Raw genomic sequence first — 17,855 nt, 5'->3', positions numbered from 1 at the left:
GCCCGTTTTCCGGAAAACTGCTCTGAAACATGAAAAAGATATGGTTGCTGTTGGTGTCAGTTGTGTTCCTTTCCTCCTTTACCATGGATAAACCTGCGTATCGTCTGTTCCAGGGCAATGGAAAATCGGTAAAGTATGGGAAAATGCTCAAAGAGCTGGCTACCACCGATGTGGTATTTTTTGGCGAGCAGCACAACGATCCCATCGCCCATTGGCTTGAACTGGAACTGACAAAAGACCTTTACCAGGCACATGGCAAACAATTGGTGCTGGGCACCGAGATGTGGGAAACTGATATCCAAGGTGCTGTGGATTCCTTCCTGCTAGGGCAACTGGAAGAACCCAGGTTCATGGAAGTCAGCCGTGCCTGGCCCAACTACCCCACCGACTACAAACCCACGGTACAGTTTGCCAAGGCCAATTCCATTAAAGTAATTGCCACCAACGCGCCCCGCCGCTCGGCCCGCATTGTGGCCCGCGAGGGCCTGAAAAGTTTAGAGGCCTTACCGGCAGATGAAAAACAATGGCTCGCGCCGCTGCCCATCACCGTAGATCTGGAATTACCCGCCTACAAACGCATGCTCAGCATGTTTGGGGATACGCACGGCACTTCGGCAGCCTCGGCCCAGATTGTGGAAGCGCAGGCCCTGAAAGACGCTACCATGGCCCACTTCATCAGCAAAAACTTACAGGCTGGTCAACACCTGTTTCACCTCAATGGCGCCTACCATTCTGACCACCACGAAGGCATTGTCTGGTATCTCCGCCGCCTACGCCCCGAACTGAAAATCATGACCATCAGCACCGTTGTTCAGCCGCAACTGGAGAAACTAAACCAGGAACATGAAAATAGAGCAGATTATGTGCTGGTAGTGCCGGAAACCATGACCAAAACTTATTAATGTGCTAATTTTTTAATGTGCTGATGTGCTATTTAGGGCCTTTTTGAGGTGTTTTGCCAAAAATAGATCGAAAACAAAATGTCAGGCCAAAATGCAGAGATGATTCAATTAGCTATTTCTCGTTTTTAGCTCTTTATAGTTCTTTATAAAAATGAACCAGTTTAGTTAAGGAATGACGCTTACTGCTGTTCTGACGGAATGCGTACGCCGTTACGGTATAACGTCGCTACAGGGTAATATGTAACGACGTTGCACTGCAACGACGTCTCCGGAAGGATGGAAGGGCGCTGCCTTCCCAGAGCATGGTTAATAGTGTGAAAAATACCCTCAATACTATGCCTTGGTCTTTCCTAAACAGCTTCAATAAGGCATAAAAAAAGACCTGTTAGAAACAGGTCTTTTGAGAAGTTGAGGTGGGGAATGTTAGGCGGAGAAAGAGCTGCCGCAACCGCAGGTGCTTTTGGCTTGCGGGTTGTTGAAGACAAATCCGCGGGCGTTTAGGCCATCCTGGAAATCTACTTCCATGCCCATCACATACATGCCGTGTTTTTTGTCCATAATCAGCTGTACGCCGTCCAGTTCGTAGATCTCATCGGCGTCTTTGGCTTTGTCGAAGCCTAGCAGGTAAGACATGCCAGAGCAGCCACCGCCTTGTACGCCAATCCGTAAACCGTATTCTTCGGGTACGTTTTTATCTTTCATAATCACTTTCACTTCGTGCAGGGCACGCTCAGTGAGTGAAATTGGGGCTTTTTTTATAGTTGTGCTTTCCATAACAGTGGGTTTTGCGCTGTAAAGTTACTAAAAACTAAGCTGTTTCTACGTCTCGGCGCTATACTATGGGTAACCGAAAATCCGGGAAAATGATTCAGCGGCCACCACATCAATTTTTTACCGATATTTACTCTGCGAATACGCGTACTATATGACTCAGGCTAGTTTCTGCTCTAAACGCCAGGAACCTGAGTCAACTACCTCTAAACTATGACCACAGACACTTCCTCCATTGTACTTTTAGTTTTATTGGGCTCCCTGCCGGCCTTGGTGGTAGGTGGCGCCATGTACCTGTTAACCCAACGGTACCTGGAGCGCGATTACCGCAAAAAGGTTTTGGACATCCGGCTGAAAAACAGTGAGACCATTTTGCCCATCAGGCTGCAGGCCTACGAGCGCATCATCCTGTTTCTGGAGCGCATCACGCCAAGTAACTTACTTTTAAGGGTGAGTCCCTCTGGGGTGACCGCTTCTGATTTCCAGGCCCAACTGCTGCAGGAAATCCGGGCGGAGTACACGCATAACCTTTCCCAACAGTTATACATGAGCGAGGCGGCCTGGCAACAGGTGAAGAAAGCCAAAGAAGATGTGGTCTCCATGATCAACCAGACCTATCAGAACTTACAGGACAAAAGCCGGGGAACGGAGCTGGCCAAACGCGTACTGGAAACCATTTTGCACAACGAGGTGGACCCCACTGCCCATTCCATCCAGTTCCTGAAGCGGGAACTGCACGAGATTTTCTAATTCTTTTTAGGCATGCGGCTTCACCATCTTCAAACTGTACATCAGGGGCAGTTTGTCCTCCATGCCTTTGATGCGCCAGAAGCCATCAGGGCCCTGTACCATGTTCGCTAAGCAGTTGTAGTAGGAGTAAGGCAGTTCCTGAAATTCCTGTAGCTGCAGGTTCTGGCCGAGCAGGGCGCCTAAGACTTCGCTCAAAGCATGGTTCCAGGAGAACTCGGTGTAGTGGATAGGGGCGTCGCGGTCTGTGTAGGTACCCGAAGATTCTTCAATAATGGGACCGCCGTTGTTGAAGTAGGAGTACTGCACGCGAGTGAATTCATTGTCAAACATCCAGACGGTTGGGTGGAACTCTGCCAGGAAAAACGTGCCGCCGGGTTTCAGGTAATGCGCCACCACCTGGGCCCATTTCTCCAGGTCTGGTAACCAGCCAATAACGCCGTAGGACGTGAACAAAATATCAAACTGACCTTTCAGGTGCTGTGGCAGGTCATACACGTTGCAGCACACAAACTCCGCATCTAGCCCCATTTCTTCATTCAGTTGCCGCGCCAGCGCGATGGCCTCGTCAGACAAATCGACGCCGGTGACTTTGACGCCCAGCCGCGCCCAGGAGAGCGTATCCTGCCCGAAATGGCACTGCAGGTGCAGCAGCTTTTTCCCGCGCACATCGCCCAGCGCTTCCAGTTCCAGCGGGTTCAGGCTGTTTTTGCCCTGTTTAAAGGAAACCAGGTCATAAAAGGCGGAGTCTTTGTGTACGCCGGTGCGCAGGTTCCAGGCATGGCGGTTTATCTCAATGTAGTCGGCAGAGGCATCCATAAGTGACACTAGATGTTAGGTACAAGACAATAGACAGGTGAAAGTAAGTAATCCCCCGCTGTGACAGAGATCAATTCTTAATTACAGTCTAGAAATTTAAGTCCAGCGTCAAACGTCCACTTTAAAACGGAAAAGACAACTGCCCACCCTGGTGCTTGCCGTAGTTGAGGTTAGAGACCGTAATACCCAACAGGCGGACGGGTTTATTGGGGAAAGCCGGCGTGCGCAGCAGATCCAGGGCAATATCCAGGAGCACTTCTTCGGCGCGTACCGAGGAGAAAAAGGTCTTGCTGCGGGTGTTGTTCGTGAAATCGTGGTACTTGAGCTTGAGGGTGATGGTCTTGCCCGAGGCCTCCAGCCGGTGCAGGTCGTAGGCCACTTCCTCAGCCAGGCGCTGAAGTTCGGGCAGCATCTCCTCCTCGGTCTCCAGGTCCTGCCCAAAGGTGCGCTCCGAGCCGATGCTCTTCCGGATCCGGTTGGGTTCCACGGGTCTATCATCTTGGGCACGGGCGATCTGGTAGAAATAGGAGCCTGATTTCCCGAAGTGGCGGCGCAGGTCCATCTCGGAGCGGTTTTTCAGGTCGGCACCGGAATGGATGCCCAGTTGCTTCATCTTAGCGGCGGTGACATCACCAATGCCGTAGAACTTCTCAATGGGCAGCGCCTCCACAAAGGCCTCGGCCTCGTCTGGCAGCACCACCGTCAAGCCGTTGGGCTTGTTTTTCCCCGAGGCCACCTTGGCCAGGAACTTATTGAAAGACACGCCCGCCGAGGCCGTGAGCCGCGTCTCCTGCAGGATCTCGTTTTTGATGCGCTGCGCGATGAGCATGGCTGACCGCAGCCCGAACTTGTTTTCCGTCACGTCCAGATACGCCTCGTCCAGGGAGAGCGGCTCCACCAGATCGGTGTAGCGCAGGAAAATCTCCCGTATCTGCCTGGAGACCTGTTGGTAGACCTCAAAGCGCGTGGGCACCATGATCAGGTGCGGGCATTTCCTGAGGGCCAGCTGCGAGGGCATCGCTGAATAGACGCCAAACTGCCGTGCCTCATAGCTGGCCGCCGCCACCACACCCCGCGCCTTGGTGCCGCCCACAGCCACGGGTTTCCCGCGCAAAGCCGGATTATCGCGCTGCTCCACCGAGGCGAAGAAAGCGTCCATGTCTATGTGGATGATTTTGCGCAAAATGGCAGTCTCTGGCTAGTAAGAAAACATGGCCCAAAAGGCTTTTTAGACCTATTTTTGGGTACGGTGCAAGCCTTGCATAAATTTTTTCCTCCTGATTTTCAGACGAAAAACATTTGCAGGCTTTCCATTGTAAAATGAATCGTGAACTTGCGGCGTTAGTCTACGTACTGCGAAGTTAGCCTTTGAAACCTACTTGGGCTAGTCTGGCAGGTAGGTTCTTTTTATTTACCCTTAAATCCATACACCCTTAACCTCCTTAAACTATGAAAATCAAATCTTTACTGTCTCTTTTAGTGTGCGGTGTGGCTAGCCAGTTCATGATTGGTTGTTCTTCTGGCCAATACTATGACTTTAGCGCGCCCGCTACTACCTACCATAAAGCCGCTCCAGCATCTGCCACGGCCGCGCCGGCAGAAATCGTTGCTCCTGCGCAGGAGGCAGTCATTGCCCAGGCAGAACCTACTGAGGCTACTGCCCCCATTGCACCTGTAAATGCAAAGACTGCCCCAGCTCTGGAAGCCAACGCCGCTAAGCCCGTAGCCTCCAGAGAAGTGGCCCGTACGGCTCCTTTGACCTCTGCTGCGGTAGCGTCCGCTTTGGAAGCTAATCCGCACGTGAAATCATTGGCCAATGACCTGGCTTCGGCTAAAACCAAGAAGGATGTGAAAATGGCCACCAAAAAGATCATGCGCGAAGCCAAAGCCGTGAAAAAAGCCAACGCCATTAACCAGTACATCAAAATCGGTTTGATTCTGTTGGTGGCGGGTGCTTTGCTTTCCATCATCCCAGGTCTGGGTCTGGTGGGCGCATTGGCGGCCATCGTAGGTCTGGTGTTTATCCTGCTGGGCTTGCTTGAAATGTAAGCGGCTTAGCGCTAATCCTACAACAGCACAATCGGCACCGTCTGCAGAAGGCGGTGCCGATTCTTTTTTAGAGCCATTTAGACCAAAACAGCTCCTAAACAGAAACTTCAGTCATCGTGCCGATGCAGGTAATATATTACGTACCCCAGCGTGGTGAACGCCGCCCTGATGGTCCAGCCCAGCGGCCTGCCCCAGTTATCGGCCCAGAGAAGTAAGAAGTGGTTTGCCCCAAACGTGGCTACCAATAGGGAAACCAAACCAACCAGGAACATTCCTAATCCAATGAATTTCATGGGAGCGCTGAAGTTTATGTGGAAAATTGAATATAAGAAACGATGCTGAAACCGTCCACATTCCATAACTCCTGGTCAGAAAAATTTCAAACAGATTATATTAAAAGAATCGCCTTGGTTTTGGGCCTGTTTCTTTAAAAACAGGCCCAAAACCAAGGCGATTTGATTTGCTCTTTATCGGCCGAAAGGCCGGTTAACTATTTAGTTGTTGTATTGCTCCGGAACGCCGCCGGTGCCGGCTTGCGAGGGAATCCCCAGTTTGCGTTCGCGCTGCTGCTGGTAATGCTGGAACTGGGTCACGGAAAGCACGCCTTTCAAAGACTCCAGGCGAGTGGCGCTGATGAGGTCCATGGTGGCTTTGAGCTGGCGCGGATTGTTTTTGTGGTCTTTCTTGGCCTGCTCCAACTGCTGGATGCTGGTGAGGTTAATAGCAGTCACCTTGTTCACCTGCGCCGGATTCAGCTTCAGGTGTTGGGTCATGGTGCTGGTCATGGCTTTGGCGCGGGCCTCGGGGGTAACCGCCGGTGTCTGGGCCTGGCTTGTGAAAGTAGTGAAGGCCAAGGCCAGCAAAAAGATAATCCTCTTCATATGCGTAAATGGTGTTAATCTAGATTATGTGGGCATTTACAGCCTGGCCTCAAAAGCCAGTGGCCGCAAATTTAGTTCCCACCCATCTTGGGCAAAGATACAAATACCGGGCCAGCTTGCGTTGGCAGGTCAGTAATAAAAGCCGGTCGTGGGGCGCGGGGTTCCGCCAATTTAGTTTTATCTTTGAAGTCCCTGCGCTGCCATTTTAAACGCGTAAAATAGGGGACAAAGTCTTTTCAGATCATTTATTTAGCATGCCAGAAAACCATTTCAAGACGATTGCGGGGGAGCTGCAAGTAAACCAAAAGCAAGTAGAAGCAACTGTGGCTTTACTGGACGAGGGGGCCACCGTGCCCTTTATTGCTCGGTACCGCAAAGAAGTAACCGGCAGCCTTGACGAGGTAGCCATTGCCGCCATCCGTGACCGCGTGGAACAGCTGCGGGAATTGGACAAGCGCCGCGAGAGCATCCTGAAATCTTTGAGAGACCAGGAGAAACTCACCCCAGAATTGGAAGCCCAGGTGCTGGCCGCCGAGACCATGGCTGTGCTGGAGGATATTTACCTGCCGTTCAAGCCCAAGCGCCGCACCCGCGCCACCATTGCCCGCGAGAAAGGCCTGGAGCCGCTGGCGCAAAGGCTGTTTGAGCAAGCCAACATGGACGTTGCCTCAGAAGCCGCCGCGTTTGTGAGCGAAGAAAAAGAAGTAAAATCAACCGAGGAAGCCCTGGCTGGTGCCCGCGATATCATTGCCGAGTGGGTGAATGAGAACCCTGAGGCCCGTGCCAACATCCGGAATCTGTTTGAGAAGAAGGGCGTGTTCAAGGCGCGCGTGATTCCGGGCAAAGAGGAGGAAGGCCAGAAATACAAAGATTACTTTGAGTGGGACGAGCCCATTGAGAAAGCCCCATCGCACCGTATCCTGGCCATGCGCCGCGGCGAGAAGGAAATGGTCTTGATGCTGGATGCTCAGCCCGAGGAAGAGGCTGCGCTGTCTATCCTGGAAGACCAGTTCGTGACCGGCCACAACGCTGCCGCTGAGCAGGTGAAACTGGCCATTAGGGAGAGTTACAAGCGGATGCTTCGCCTGAACATGGAAACCGAGGTGCGCCTTTCCTCCAAGAAACGCGCCGATGAAGAAGCTATCCGGGTTTTTGCCGATAACTTAAGACCGATGCTCTTGTCTGCGCCGCTGGGCCAGAAACGCGTATTAGCCATTGACCCGGGTTTCAGAACCGGTTGTAAAGTGGTGGCGCTGGATGAGCAAGGCAAACTATTGCATTACGAAGCCATTTTCCCGCACAACGGAGCGCACCAGGCCACTACCGCCGGACAGCAGGTGATGGTGATGTGCCATAAATACCAGATCGAAGCTATCGCCATCGGGAACGGAACCGCCAGCCGCGAGACCGAGACCTTCGTGCGCGGCTTGGGCTTGCCCAACAACATCGCCATTATCATGGTGAACGAGAGCGGCGCCTCTATCTATTCCGCTTCAGACGTAGCCCGCGAGGAGTTCCCGGATCAGGACATTACCGTACGTGGTGCCGTTTCCATCGGTCGTCGTCTCATGGACCCCTTGGCTGAGTTGGTGAAGATCGATCCTAAATCTATTGGCGTAGGCCAGTACCAACACGATGTGGACCAGAATGCGCTCAAGCACAGCCTGGACGATGTGGTGATGAGCTGCGTGAACGCCGTGGGCGTAGAAGTGAACACTGCCAGCAAGCAGTTATTGACTTACGTTTCTGGTCTCGGGCCGCAGTTGGCGCAGAACATTGTAGACTACCGCAATCAGAATGGTCCGTTTAAAACCCGCAACGAGCTGCGAAAAGTAGCCCGCCTGGGTGACAAAGCCTTTGAACAAGCGGCCGGCTTCCTGCGCATCAGGGGCGGCAAGCACCCACTGGATGCCAGCGCCGTGCACCCTGAGCGTTATGCCTTGGTAGAGCAGATGGCCAAAGACCTGGGCGCCACCGTGGAAGACCTGCTCAAGAATGCCGACCTCCGCAAGAAAATAGACCTGAAGAAATATGTGTCTGACACCGTGGGGCTGCCTACCCTGCAGGACATCATGAGCGAACTTTCCAAACCCGGCCGTGACCCGCGCGAAAGCTATGAGGTGTTCAGCTTCACCGAGGGCGTGAACGAGATCAAAGACCTTCGCCAGGGCATGAAACTGCCAGGCATCATCACCAACATCACCGCCTTCGGGGCGTTTGTAGACATTGGGGTGCACCAGGACGGTCTGGTCCACGTGAGCCACCTGTCTGACCGTTTCGTGAGCAATCCACATGAAGTGGTGAAAGTAGGGCAGAAGGTAGAAGTAACCGTGTTGGAAGTGGAAGTAGGTCGCAAACGCATTGCGCTCTCCATGAAATCAGATCCGCAGGCCGCAACTGCCAGGCCAAGCCGTGGCAATAATGACCGCAAGCCGGGGAACACCGGAGGCAGCAATCGCCGTGACGCTCCGGTAGAAGAGGAAGACATGGCTACCAAACTTAACAAGTTGAAGAACATGTTCCGGTAGACTTTAGATTATAAACAAAAAGGCCAGTGATTTTCACTGGCCTTTTTGTTTTGGGTGCTTTTAGGAAAAGGTGGCTCTAAACGGAATATCTCTAATTGTCTACTCCCCTTATAAGGCTTGAAAAAGGAAGCACGGTACTTGATTGTCCCCCTTTGAAGGGGGTAGGGGGATGACAAGGACGTTTCATGAACCCTTCACTTCTGTTAACGCAAGGGCAACCACAAGGGATTGCCCCTACATTTCGAGTATGCCAAGATCTGCAAGAGTAATCATCCCGGGCCTTCAAAAGGGGGGGACGGAATGCGTGGGAAGGTCTTGAGCCTCTACTTAGCCTGCGCTGAGGAGGCCCTTTTAGATTTGATCAACTCCATGGTGAATTCCAAGTCTACATCCCGCTTCTGGATAAGGTCCTGCGCAGTGTACTCAACCGGGTAATCAGGCAGGATGCCTCGGTCTTTGTGGGGGTAGCCAGATACGGCCATAAAGTAGTTCCATTGTGGGACGGCTAGTTCCAGGTCTGTATTTGGCAGTTTCACGGGCACATGGAAACCGCTGGTGTTGCCGTAATAGCCGCCGCCGGTCTCGCGGCCTATAAAAGTAGCGCGCTTGTGGTGGTGGGCTATGGCGCAGAATTCTGAGGTAACCGAAAAACTGTACCCATCTGTAAGGATGTAAACCTCACCTTTGAAAGGGTTCTTCTGGGGTTTCTGTTCCCGCAGCGTTTTCTTGAACCGGAAGGTGAAATTGCCACCCTTGGTCTTGGAAATGAGCCTGCGGTAAAGAGGGTACATGCCAGGTAGCCAGATAATGTTCTTTTCAAACGTGAACTTCTCTTTCTTGGGCACCAGCATGCTGTCATAGTACCTGAACTTCTTATCAGTAAGGTAAGAGTACAGCAGGGCGCCCCATTTGTCAATGCCGCCTTCGTTTCCTCGTAGGTCGATGATGAGGTGTTGGGTGTTCTTTGCGTTCATCTGCCAGAAAATGTCTTTCATTACCTTCTCCACATCCATCTCGTTCTTATAGATGTTGAAGTTGTCTATAGACAGCAAGGCGGTATTCTGGTCTTTGTAGGCTACCCTAATGGGCGGCTGCTTGGGCTTTTCCCTTTCTTTTTCCAGCTTCTGGATGGTTTCTAGGGTAACGGCCGGCACTTGCGCGGTCTGTACGGAAGAACTGCCCGGGGCCCGGAAAGCAATCTCATAGCTACGAGAGGCGCCAATGTACGTGCCGTAGTAGAAGGGTAAGAACTTATCCAGCGAGAGCCATTTCACGGCCTGGCTGTTGCCATCAGAAAAGAAAACGGTGGGCAGAAGTTTCTCCACCATTTTCTCGGTGGGCAACCCGTTGATGGAGACAATCTCAGCTCCCACCGGGATAGCGGAGGTGCCTGCCATGTTGTACACCAGGTGCCCCTGCTTGCCCGTGAAGTGCAGTTCCAGCGGAAAGAGTTGGTCCAGGTTGTAATAGTATTGGCCATGTTTCCGCTCGCGGGGCATCCACTTTACGTGCCCATCTTTCAGGGCCACGATGAGCGGCGTGGCAGCCACAAAGAACTCCTGCTGGGTCATGGGCCGGTTAAGGGTTTTGGCCACACTGTCAAACAGCGCCTCAAAGCGATCTTTGGAGGTGTAGCGATACATGCCGGGGTGCGCTTCATCCAGCACCTGGTGCATGAAGTGGAGATCCTCCTGTAACTGGGCCGGCGTGAACTGTTGCGTGGCGGCGGGCGCAGTGGGGTTTGTCTGGCTCAGGCCCGGATAAGAGCCCAGCATGAACAGGGAAAATAGACAGCGTTTCAAGAATGTAGATTTCATAGGTTTTAACTGATTGAACGCTGCAAACCTACATGGCCCTAAGACGCGAATCGTCTGGCCCGCTAAGTTCAGACTTGTTTAAAGAGGTGTTTCTATCTAATCCGCTAAGTTCAGACGGCCTTCTGCGTGGGTTTTGATGTATTCAGACGGCGTCTTTCCGGTCTGTTTTTTGAAAACGGCGTTGAAAGTGGCTTTTGAGTTAAACCCGGCCTCCTCGGCCACGGCCAGGTTGGTGAAGTGCCTGAATTTTGGGTCCACCAGCATGAGTTGGGCCTCGGCTACCCGGTATTGGTTGATGAAATCATAGAAGTTCTTGCCCAGCCGGTAGTTGATGATCTGAGAAAGGTGGTGCTTGGAGACGCCCAGCTTCTCGGCCAGTTCCTGGATGGTGAGGGTGGGCTGCAAATATGGCTTCTCAGTTTCCATAAAGGAAAGCAGTTGCTCCAGGTACAGCTGACCGTCTTCTTCTTTTAAAGCAGATTTCTGGTATTTAGGCCCTAAGCCCGAAGGAGCGGCATCGCCGGCAATTTCCTGGTGGGTTTGCAATACGGGAGCAGGCACGGGCTCCGGGAGAATAGCCACGGTTTCTGAGAAGACCGGAGGCGCGGAGGTGAAAATGCGGGGCTGCGAAAGGGTCTTGTACCCGATCCAGTAAATAAGGGTGATCACCCCGAAGTAGTGGAGGTGGTAGCGGTAAATCTCGGTGACCACGGGAACGTCCCACTTCTTCGCGTAGAAGGAAACCGTGGCCACCGCCACAATAATGAGCATGAAGAAGAGGAACTGCCGAAGCCATTGCAACCTGATCTTTTCCAGCTCAGAAAACGCCTCCATAATCCTGGCTCGGTACCGTTTGAGCACCCCTAAGGAAAGGATTACATAGAAAATAACCATGGCCAGGGCCAACTGCCCAATAAACCCGAAATCATCTTTAGAAGCCAGTTCAAAGTCATTGAGGTAAGCAATTTTCTCCTCCCGGCTTTTCAGGTAGTAAGGCAAAAGGTTTAAAAACACCAGCACCGCCGGGGTGAAATGAATGGCATCCAGCCGGCGCAGACGCGGTCGTTCATGGGTGAGTTTAACCGTAAACAGGTAGATGAGTGGTGCAAAAAGCATGGGCAATAGCCAGCTTACCTTGCTCAGGTGCGGGAACGTGAGGAAAAAGTCACGGGTATCAAAGGCCACCAAAACAGACTGCAGCGAGATAAGCAGAATAAGGGTAGCCAGCAGCCGGTTTGCCAGTTGGTTTGCCTTACGGGTGGCTAACAGGAAAGCCAAAACCAGGCCCTGTACCGCTCCGCCCACTAAAATAATCTGTACCGTTTGGGTAGACATCGCCTTTTATGCTTTACCTACCCAAATTAATCAAAAATCCCGGAAGATGATTCCTGCTTTTCTGTCAATTCCACTTAAGGTTATTGGTTGGTCACTTTCCTCTTTGGGACCCGTATAGAAAGGCTGGAGCAATCCGCAAAGCTGGCCTTTTGGCGCTACCTGATCAATATCACAGGCTTAGCAGCACGGAAGAGGCTAAATATTACCTATGTGCAATTCATTTGTTGTTTGCCTGCAAAACCTGTTTTCCTCAAATAAGTTAATAGAATGATGAAGGTTGCCCTAGGGGCTATCCAGATAAGCCTTCCCGCGCCCTGTTAAGGCCATACAAAAGACAACCTTAAAAAATGGAGACTGAGTCTTACCTGCAAATGGAAACCGACCGGCTGCACCTGCTTCTGGTGCTGCACTGGCAAGGTTTTGTGCCCAGTGATGCCTACCGCGACGGCATGACCGAGGCTTTGCAGGTATCCCGTAAGACCAATCTCCAGAGTTGGGTCATGGACATGAAGCACATGAAAGTCATCCGGCAGGCCGACCAGGAATGGACCTTAAATACCTGGTTTCCGCAGTTCCAGTTACTGGGAATCAAACGGTTGGCTTTCGTGATCTCAGACGATATCTTCAACCAGATGGCGGTCAGTAGCATGGTGGCCACGCTCCGGCCCAAGTTACACGCCGAGGTGGAGTACTTCCAGGAGTTGAACTCCGCCATGCGGTGGGCCCAGGAAAAGACCTCCGGACTTAGCGATTTTGGTCTGTTTTCCGTAAAATAGCCCCAAAACGATATTCCATCCCGCATGAACATCCGCAAAAAAGTAAAAGTGATTCTTCCCCTGGAAGGTGGCCGCTTTGTGGCCTTAGGTGTATTTGTGAAAGCCGCCGAGCAGGCGCAGTGGTCAGACCAGGAAATCCAAACAGTGATAGACGAGGTGGTGGAGGCTGAGGAAGCCGAGGCCTTATCCATTCTGCAATCGTACACCGAATCCTAACCGACTTTCTGCCATGCCGCTAAGCCCCAAACTGGAAGCCAAACTGAACAAAACCTTCGCGCCGGAGAGCCGCGTGGACGATGTGTACTCCGGCAACGACATCACCTTCATCACAGACAAGCAGGGCCACCCCATCACCTTATATATAGGTAAACGCAAGTCAGACGGCAGCATCACCGGCGAGCGCTATGTGCGCCGCCTCAAGTTTGAGGCCGATGGCATCACGCTCAAATCCAGCCACTGGGATGCCAAAGGCAAAGTCACCCGTTTCTGATTCAGGGCCGTTTTCAGGAAAGCGGCCCTGAAACGGTCGCTCTCCTTTATTCTTTATAAATCCATCTTACTTCAGGAATTCCCAATTCTTTCCAGATTTCCCGCCGTATTTGCGGGCAAACCCCACGGCCATGAAAATACTGGTGATTGAAGACGAACCCCAGATGCTGGACACGCTGGTGCGCTCCTTAAAGCAGGAACAGTACCTGGTAGAAACCGCCACCGATTATGACAGTGCGCTGGAGAAAGTGGGCGTGTACGCCTATGACTGCATTCTGCTGGACATCAATCTGCCCGGCGGCAGCGGCCTGGAGATTCTGGAGGAACTCAAAAAGCAGCAGAAAACCGAGGGCGTGATCATTGTCTCGGCCCGAAACTCCGTGGATGACAAAATCCAGGGCCTGGAGCTGGGCGCCGATGATTACCTGCCCAAGCCGTTCCACATGGCCGAGCTGCACGCCCGCGTGAAATCTGTGCTGCGCCGAAGGAAGTTTGACGGCCAGCATCTGCATCAACTCCAGAACGTGCAGATTGACCCCGATAAGCACCAAGTGTGGGTGGCGGGCCAGGAGCTGGTGCTCAACCGCAAAGAGTTTGATATCCTGCTGTACCTGGTCACGAACAAAGACCGGCTGGTGAGCAAAACCGCCTTGGCCGAGCACGTCTGGGGCGACTACATTGACCAAGCTGATAACTACGAGTTCATCTACTCCCAGATTAAGAACCTGCGCAAGAAACTCAAAGACTGCGGGGCCGGAATAGAAATTCAGGCCATTTACGGCATCGGGTATAAACTGGTGGCGGCATGAAACTGCTCAACTACGCCACCTCTTACTTTGCGGGGCTGCTGCTGGTGGTGATCTCCGGGTGGGCGGCGCTCTTCTACTTCAACATGCTGGACGAGATCTATGACAGCATGGACGACGGCCTGGAGAACCAGAAGATCCTGGTGGTGCAGAAAGCCACCCGGGACAGCACCGTGCTTCGGCAGAAAGAATTTGAGGCCGGGTATTTCAGCATCAAGGAGATTCCGTTCACCTTGGCCGTGCACCGTAAAGACCGCTACCAGGACACACTCATGTACATGCAGAACGAGCAGGACTTTGAGCCCGTACGCATGCTCACCACCGTGTTCCGGAAAGAAGACCAGTACTATGAATTGCGCGTGATCACCTCCATGGTAGAGGAAGACGACCTCATTGAAGACTTGCTCTATTCGCTTCTCTGGCTGTACCTGGGTTTGGTAGGCAGCATTCTGGTACTCAATAACCTGCTCCTGAAACGCATCTGGAAACCTTTCTACCACATTCTGCAGCGCCTGCAAAGTTTCCGGCTGGAAGAGGCCAAAACGGTGCCGGTGCAGAAAACGAACATAGAGGAGTTCCAGCTCCTGAACCAGACCGTGGAGAAGCTGTTGCAGCAGAACGTGGCCACCTACCAGAACCAGAAAGCCTTCATTGAAAACGCCTCCCACGAGTTGCAGACCCCGCTAGCCATCAGCCTGAACAAACTGGAACTCCTCGCCGAGAGCCAGCCGCTGCAGGAAGACCAGTTGCAGCAGATTGGGTCTGTGATGGAGAACCTGGAGCGGCTTACCCGAATGAACAAAACCCTGCTCTTGCTGTCCAAGATTGAGAACCGGCAGTTTGCGCAGGAAGAACCGGTGCCCCTGGAAAAGCTTCTGCAGAAGACCTTGCTTGATTTTGAGGATCAGCTAAGCTATAAAGACATTTCCGTGGATTTGCAGGTGCAGGAAAACGTATCGCTGCAGATGAACCCAGATTTAGCCGCCATGCTGGTGGTGAACCTGGTCAAGAACGCCATCGTGCATAACGTGAACGGAGGCTTTCTTCGCATCGGGTTGTCTAAACAGGAACTCACGGTAGAAAACGCCGGGCAGGAGGCGCAGCTGGACGGAGCAAAAGTTTTCACCCGTTTCTACAAAGAGACCTCGGCGGCGACTTCCACCGGGTTGGGGTTATCCATCGTGAAAGCCATCTGTGACTTGTATGGTTTCCGGGTGGCGTATGGTTACTGGCAGGGCCACACGTTTACGGTTACTTTCCAGAATGCCGTGGCATCGGTTTAGAGGCCGTTTTTAGAAAACAGCGCCTGAAACGCTTCTGCTTCATCGTCTTAAATGGGTGTATGAATCTTCAAAATTTTTCTCTTTCCTTTTAAGATTCCCAATTCTTTCCTGTTTCGGGTCTGACCTTTGGCTTACAATAACTTGAGAAGCTAACCTTTAGACCTATGAAAAAAGCAATGATTTTAGCCATGCTGCCCGCAGCCTTCACCTTCTGGAGCTGCAACCAGCACATCACGCCTACGCAAATGCCTTCTCTGGTTCAGAATGCCCTGCAAGTGAAATTCCCGGCCGCCAAAGACGTTGAATGGGAAAAAGAAGGCAACCTCTACGAAGCTGAGTTTACCATGGGGACGACAGAACATGCGGCTTTGGTGAACCCCGCCGGCCAGGTGGTGGCCCATAAACAGGATATCGTGGCCTCAGAACTTCCGGCCCCTGTTTTGGCGGCCGTGCAGCGCGATTTTAAGGCTTACCTCCTGGATGACCTTGAGAAGGTGGAGCAAAACGGGAAGGTGCTGTACCAGGTGGAGTTGGAGAACAGCAACGGCGACCTCAAAAAAGTGTACGACGCCAACGGCAAGTTAGAGGAGACCGCTTTCTGGGATTAGCCAGCCAGGTTGAAAGGACCCGTTTTCAGGGCCATTTAATAAAATCGACTCGTAAATACCTTTTAATAATCAGCAGGATTCCAGACGAGGCATTCCTGCGCATTTATCCATCAAATAAAGAACCTAGATATGAAACGTTTTCAGATAATATGCCTGAGTTTGTTGCTGTCTGTGGCAGCCATGGCCTGTGACAATAGCACTGCGCAGGGTTTAGCGCCCGAAAAACCTAAAAAGGCCAAAAAGAAGAAAACCCTGGAGCCCGCGTCGGCGGCGGTGCAGGTAAACCAGAAATGGGAGGTGCCCGAGATCCTGCGTGAGGTGTCTGGCATTGCGTTCCTGGGCGACGGGCGTTTTGCCTGCGTGCAGGACGAGGCCGGCGTGATCTTCGTCTACAACACCAACACCAACCAGATTGAAAAGCAGGTAACCTTTGGGGCCGCCGGAGACTATGAGGGCATTACGCTGGTAGGCAATACCGCTTACGTGGTGAGAAGTGACGGACACTTGTTTGAAGTGGGCAATTGGCAATCTGTAGCGCCGCAGATAAAAGAGTATTCCACTTCGCTCACCGAGGCCCACAACGTGGAATGTCTCACCTATGACGCGAAACAGAACCGGTTGCTGCTGGCCATCAAAGGCGAAGAGCCTGGCGTACCAGATTTCAAAGGCGTGTACGCGTTTGACCTGGGCTCAAAATCCTTATCGGCGGAGCCCATCTTCAGGCTGAACCTGAAAGATCCCCAGTTGCCCCAGGGAAAGGCCAAAACCCTGAGCAAAGGCTGGCAGCCCTCCGAGATAGCTATTCACCCGGTAACCGGGGATATCTACCTCACCGAGGCCTCTAATCCGCAGTTGTTTATCCTGAACCATGACGGCAGCATCAGGAAGCGGCACAAACTGGACGATGCAGCTTTCTACAAACCAGAGGGGATTGCGTTCAGCCCTTCGGGTGAGTTGTTCATCTCCAACGAAGGCAAAAAAGAGCCCGCCAATATTCTGCGGGTGAACCTTGCCCAAACAAGATAAGCTCTTTTGCTGTTCTACCCTCTAAAACCTGCGCGTTATGATTTTAGATAGAAACCTGAAGTGGGAGGTCATTGTCCATTACACCTGGAAAAGCATGCTGTATTACCTGCTGCTCTCGGTGGCGGTGTTCCTGCTCCATGATTATTTTGATGTGCTGAAACTGCATTTGCCGTTCAGTACCCTTACCGCTTTGAGTACCGCCCTGGCTATTTTTCTGGGTTTCAAGAACAGCAATGCCTATGAACGGTGGTGGGAGGCCCGCCAGATCTGGGGGCAGTTGGTGAACAGCAGCCGTTCCTGGGCCCGGCAGGTCATAACCATGATCATCCCCACCGACCCGCAGAATGCCGAACTGGTGAAGAAGCTGCAGTATCGCATGGTGTATCGACACCTGGCGTTTGTGCACGGCCTGCGGGTTTTCCTGCGCAAGCCAAAGCCCTACAACAGCACCCGGCAGGAGGAGATCTTCGAGGAGACGAACGAGTACACAGACACCGTAGCCTTTCTCTCCCCGGAGGAGTACGAGGCTTTCTGGCATAAAAACAATCCACCCAATTACCTGCTCAACGTACAGGGCGATGACTTGAAGGAGGCTTTCCAGCGGGGCTGGCTCTCAGATTACCGGTTTGTGCAACTGGAGCAGACGCTGGTGGAGTTCAACAACATCCAGGGCCGGAGCGAACGGATCAAGAACACGCCTTTTCCGCGGCAGTACAGTTTCTTCTCCAGGGTGTTTGTGTTCATCCACGCCTCGCTGCTGCCCTTCGTGTTTGTGGAGGAGATCGGGTGGGCCAGCATCCCGGTGTCGGTGATCATCTCCTTCGTGTTTCTGTGCCTGGATTTGGTGGGCGAACGCATGGAAGACCCGTTTGAGAACCGCCTGGAAGATGTGCCACTCACCCAACTTTCGCTGTCCATTGAAACCAACCTCAAAGAGCACTGGGGCGATAAGAACTTCCCCCAACCCAAGGACCTGAAGCAAGGCATAATGCTGTAGCCCGGCGTTCGTTTTCATGAG

General features: G+C 52.5%; 19 protein-coding genes. 12 read left to right on the top strand and 7 right to left on the bottom strand.

Annotated elements, in window-relative coordinates; all coding sequences use genetic code 11:
* Positions 1-29 precede the first annotated feature (29 nt).
* Positions 30-902, top strand: a complete 873-nt coding sequence (locus tag J3P34_RS02455; RefSeq protein ID WP_210486274.1) for a ChaN family lipoprotein — start codon at positions 30-32, stop codon at positions 900-902.
* A 423-nt stretch (positions 903-1,325) separates the two neighbouring features.
* Here J3P34_RS02455 and J3P34_RS02450 read toward each other — a convergent pair whose 3' ends face one another.
* On the bottom strand, positions 1,326-1,676 hold the full coding sequence (locus J3P34_RS02450) for a HesB/IscA family protein (RefSeq protein WP_149092542.1): 351 nt from the start codon (positions 1,674-1,676) through the stop codon (positions 1,326-1,328).
* A gap of 210 nt (positions 1,677-1,886) precedes the next feature.
* Here J3P34_RS02450 and J3P34_RS02445 point away from each other — a divergent pair, with 210 nt between their 5' ends.
* Positions 1,887-2,423 (top strand): DUF7935 family protein, encoded by a 537-nt coding sequence (locus tag J3P34_RS02445; RefSeq protein ID WP_210486273.1) that lies wholly within the window; start codon positions 1,887-1,889, stop codon positions 2,421-2,423.
* Between the two features lie 6 nt (positions 2,424-2,429).
* Here J3P34_RS02445 and J3P34_RS02440 read toward each other — a convergent pair whose 3' ends face one another.
* The gene (locus J3P34_RS02440; RefSeq protein WP_210486272.1) at positions 2,430-3,239 is read right to left on the bottom strand and encodes a class I SAM-dependent methyltransferase; all 810 of its coding nucleotides are present in this window, start codon (positions 3,237-3,239) and stop codon (positions 2,430-2,432) included.
* A gap of 121 nt (positions 3,240-3,360) precedes the next feature.
* Complete coding sequence (gene dinB, locus J3P34_RS02435; protein WP_282597064.1) at positions 3,361-4,422, bottom strand: DNA polymerase IV; 1,062 nt, start codon at positions 4,420-4,422, stop codon at positions 3,361-3,363.
* 266 nt (positions 4,423-4,688) lie between these two features.
* Between dinB and J3P34_RS02430 the strand changes: the two genes are divergently transcribed.
* Positions 4,689-5,288, top strand: a complete 600-nt coding sequence (locus J3P34_RS02430; protein WP_210486270.1) for an NADH-quinone oxidoreductase subunit E — start codon at positions 4,689-4,691, stop codon at positions 5,286-5,288.
* A gap of 107 nt (positions 5,289-5,395) precedes the next feature.
* Here the strand turns inward: J3P34_RS02430 and J3P34_RS02425 are convergent, their stop codons facing one another.
* Complete coding sequence (locus J3P34_RS02425; protein WP_210466200.1) at positions 5,396-5,581, bottom strand: hypothetical protein; 186 nt, start codon at positions 5,579-5,581, stop codon at positions 5,396-5,398.
* A gap of 201 nt (positions 5,582-5,782) precedes the next feature.
* Entirely contained in the window at positions 5,783-6,169 is a 387-nt protein-coding gene (locus J3P34_RS02420; RefSeq protein ID WP_210486269.1) for a hypothetical protein, read from the bottom strand.
* 254 nt (positions 6,170-6,423) lie between these two features.
* On the opposite strand from J3P34_RS02420, the gene J3P34_RS02415 reads away from it, so the two are divergent.
* Positions 6,424-8,697, top strand: a complete 2,274-nt coding sequence (locus tag J3P34_RS02415; RefSeq protein ID WP_210466198.1) for a Tex family protein — start codon at positions 6,424-6,426, stop codon at positions 8,695-8,697.
* A gap of 323 nt (positions 8,698-9,020) precedes the next feature.
* Here J3P34_RS02415 and J3P34_RS02410 read toward each other — a convergent pair whose 3' ends face one another.
* Together J3P34_RS02410 and J3P34_RS02405 are read right to left on the bottom strand one after the other, a co-directional pair.
* A complete protein-coding gene (locus J3P34_RS02410; protein WP_210486268.1) occupies positions 9,021-10,514 on the bottom strand; it encodes a S41 family peptidase in 1,494 nt (497 codons plus the stop codon).
* A gap of 96 nt (positions 10,515-10,610) precedes the next feature.
* Positions 10,611-11,849 carry a helix-turn-helix domain-containing protein gene (locus tag J3P34_RS02405; protein ID WP_210486267.1) on the bottom strand — a complete coding sequence of 413 codons (1,239 nt, stop codon included), beginning with the start codon at positions 11,847-11,849 and terminating at the stop codon, positions 10,611-10,613.
* A gap of 347 nt (positions 11,850-12,196) precedes the next feature.
* On the opposite strand from J3P34_RS02405, the gene J3P34_RS02400 reads away from it, so the two are divergent.
* From J3P34_RS02400 to J3P34_RS02365, 8 genes are all read left to right on the top strand, one after another.
* On the top strand, positions 12,197-12,625 hold the full coding sequence (locus tag J3P34_RS02400; protein WP_210486266.1) for a hypothetical protein: 429 nt from the start codon (positions 12,197-12,199) through the stop codon (positions 12,623-12,625).
* Positions 12,626-12,649: 24 nt separating this feature from the next.
* Complete coding sequence (locus tag J3P34_RS02395; RefSeq protein ID WP_210486265.1) at positions 12,650-12,841, top strand: hypothetical protein; 192 nt, start codon at positions 12,650-12,652, stop codon at positions 12,839-12,841.
* 13 nt (positions 12,842-12,854) lie between these two features.
* On the top strand, positions 12,855-13,115 hold the full coding sequence (locus J3P34_RS02390; protein WP_210486264.1) for a hypothetical protein: 261 nt from the start codon (positions 12,855-12,857) through the stop codon (positions 13,113-13,115).
* Positions 13,116-13,245: 130 nt separating this feature from the next.
* Positions 13,246-13,923, top strand: coding sequence for a response regulator transcription factor (locus tag J3P34_RS02385; protein ID WP_210486263.1), 678 nt, complete (start codon positions 13,246-13,248; stop codon positions 13,921-13,923).
* Entirely contained in the window at positions 13,920-15,203 is a 1,284-nt protein-coding gene (locus J3P34_RS02380) for a sensor histidine kinase (protein WP_210486262.1), read from the top strand. Before J3P34_RS02385 ends, J3P34_RS02380 begins: the two co-directional genes overlap by 4 nt.
* A 164-nt stretch (positions 15,204-15,367) precedes the next feature.
* Positions 15,368-15,811, top strand: a complete 444-nt coding sequence (locus J3P34_RS02375) for a PepSY-like domain-containing protein (RefSeq protein WP_210486261.1) — start codon at positions 15,368-15,370, stop codon at positions 15,809-15,811.
* 129 nt (positions 15,812-15,940) lie between these two features.
* Entirely contained in the window at positions 15,941-16,837 is an 897-nt protein-coding gene (locus J3P34_RS02370) for an SdiA-regulated domain-containing protein (protein ID WP_210486260.1), read from the top strand.
* Between the two features lie 37 nt (positions 16,838-16,874).
* Positions 16,875-17,834, top strand: coding sequence for a bestrophin family protein (locus J3P34_RS02365; protein WP_210486259.1), 960 nt, complete (start codon positions 16,875-16,877; stop codon positions 17,832-17,834).
* The last annotated feature ends 21 nt before the right edge of the window (positions 17,835-17,855 follow it).

This window comes from Rufibacter aurantiacus (assembly GCF_017916345.1).
Lineage (GTDB): Bacteria > Bacteroidota > Bacteroidia > Cytophagales > Hymenobacteraceae > Nibribacter > Nibribacter roseolus.
Note: the sequence above shows the minus strand (reverse complement) of the source record. Positions and strands in the feature narration are given on the sequence as shown.